The 1,515-nt window shown below is 73.2% G+C and carries 3 protein-coding genes; all 3 read right to left on the bottom strand.

The window, feature by feature from the left end:
• Positions 1 to 252: DUF2267 domain-containing protein (locus tag ACYVE9_RS26315; RefSeq protein ID WP_461030394.1), on the bottom strand; the 252-nt coding region annotated here is incomplete at its 3' end.
• A 305-nt stretch (positions 253 to 557) separates the two neighbouring features.
• Positions 558 to 983: an Hsp20/alpha crystallin family protein gene (locus ACYVE9_RS26310; protein ID WP_461030396.1), complete on the bottom strand. Its 426-nt coding sequence runs from the start codon at positions 981 to 983 to the stop codon at positions 558 to 560.
• A 109-nt stretch (positions 984 to 1,092) separates the two neighbouring features.
• Positions 1,093 to 1,491, bottom strand: a complete 399-nt coding sequence (locus tag ACYVE9_RS26305; protein ID WP_461030395.1) for an NUDIX hydrolase — start codon at positions 1,489 to 1,491, stop codon at positions 1,093 to 1,095.
• Positions 1,492 to 1,515 lie beyond the last annotated feature (24 nt).

Raw genomic sequence — 1,515 nt, 5'->3', positions numbered from 1 at the left:
GGTGGCGCCGTCGACGCGGGAGGCGACCTCGGCGACGAAGTCCGCGGCCTTCAGCGGACGGCCCGCGGCGGACCCGGAGGTCAGCATCGTGGCGGCTTCCGGCGGCAGACCGCCTGCCAGGGCGCGACGCTGCTCCGCGGTGAGCGCGGCGCCCAGGGCGCCGAGCACGGTGCGGGTGACCTGTTCGGCCTCCGTCGTGCTGCCGTACCGGCCGTGCCGGCGTACTCCGTCGACGAGTTCACTCCAGACCATGACGTGGTGTCCCCTTCTCCTCACCCGCGGCATGCGGCCGCGGGTGGCCTGACCGACGCCCCGTGACGCCGGTTGGTGCGGTGGTACTGCGTGGTTGTGGGCGCGGGGCGCCCTGAAGCGGCGGGCCGGGCCGTCCGTCCGAGTGGCCGTGCGGTGCGGTGCCTCCTGCCGTGTGCCCGCAACCGCCGGGTCGAATCACGGACTTTTCCGACACCGCCCGTCCGGGCGTGGAGCGCGTGACGGGCGGCGGACGGCGGACCGCGGGCGGCCGGACGGCGGACCGGGCGACCGGACGGGCGGCGTGGTCAGCCGGCGAGCTGCTTGCTGCCGGTGGTTCCGCTCTCGATGGAGATGCGGCGCGGCTTCGCCTGCTCGGCGACCGGGATGCGCAGGGTCAGCACACCCGCGTCGCAGGTGGCGCTGATCCGTTCGCTGTCCAGGGTGTCGCCGAGGAAGAGCTGCCGGCTGAAGCGGCCGGTGGGACGTTCGGCCAGGATGCGCTCGGCGTCGTCCGGGCCGGCCCAGCTCCGCTCGGCGTGCACGGTGAGCACGTTGCGTTCGACGTCGAGCTCGATGGTCTCCGGGTCGACGCCGGGGAGGTCGAGGTGGACGACGAACTCGTCCCCCGCCCGGTAGGCGTCCATCGGCATGCCGAGGGGGCGGGACCGGGTTCCGGGGAGCTGCTGGGTGAGGCGGTCGAACTCACGGAAAGGGTCGGTGCGCATGAGCATCACGGGTCATCTCCTTCCGACTGACGGTGTCTGTGACGCCCTCACTTTTTATATACACCGAGAGGAGGAAAGTTGACAAGCTGACGCTCAACCCAGGGAACGTCGCAGTTCAGAGCAGGTGCAGTCGTGGCACCGCGAACTCCAGCAGGTCCCGGTCGCGCGGGTGGGTGAGGTGTTCCGCGGCGGCCTCGGGCGGCAGCCACAGCAGGCGGTCGACCTCGTCGTTCGGCACGAAGACCCCGCCCAGCGCCTCGGCCGTCCAGTAGCTGACCTCCTTGGGCAGGCCGTTCGCCCGGTAGTGGGCACTCGGCAGCCGCGCGCCGAGCCGGCAGGCCATGCCGGTCTCCTCCAGGACCTCCCGGACGGCGGCCCGGGCGGCGGTCTCGCCGCGGTCGAGCTTTCCCTTGGGGAACGACCAGTCGTCGTACCGCGGCCGGTGGACGAGGGCGACCTCCGGTGGTCCGTGCGGTGACGGCCGCCAGAGCACGCAACCCGCCGCCCGCACCACGCCCGCCCCCCGACCGCGCGCGCC

It is taken from the genome of Streptomyces sparsus (genome assembly GCF_054776295.1).
This window is presented reverse-complemented; position numbering and strand designations above follow the sequence as displayed.

Excerpts from the sequence above, each read along its gene's own strand:
- ACYVE9_RS26310 (WP_461030396.1), bottom strand. The coding sequence starts at position 983 with ATGCTCATGCGCACCGACCCTTTCCGTGAGTTCGACCGCCTCACCCAG.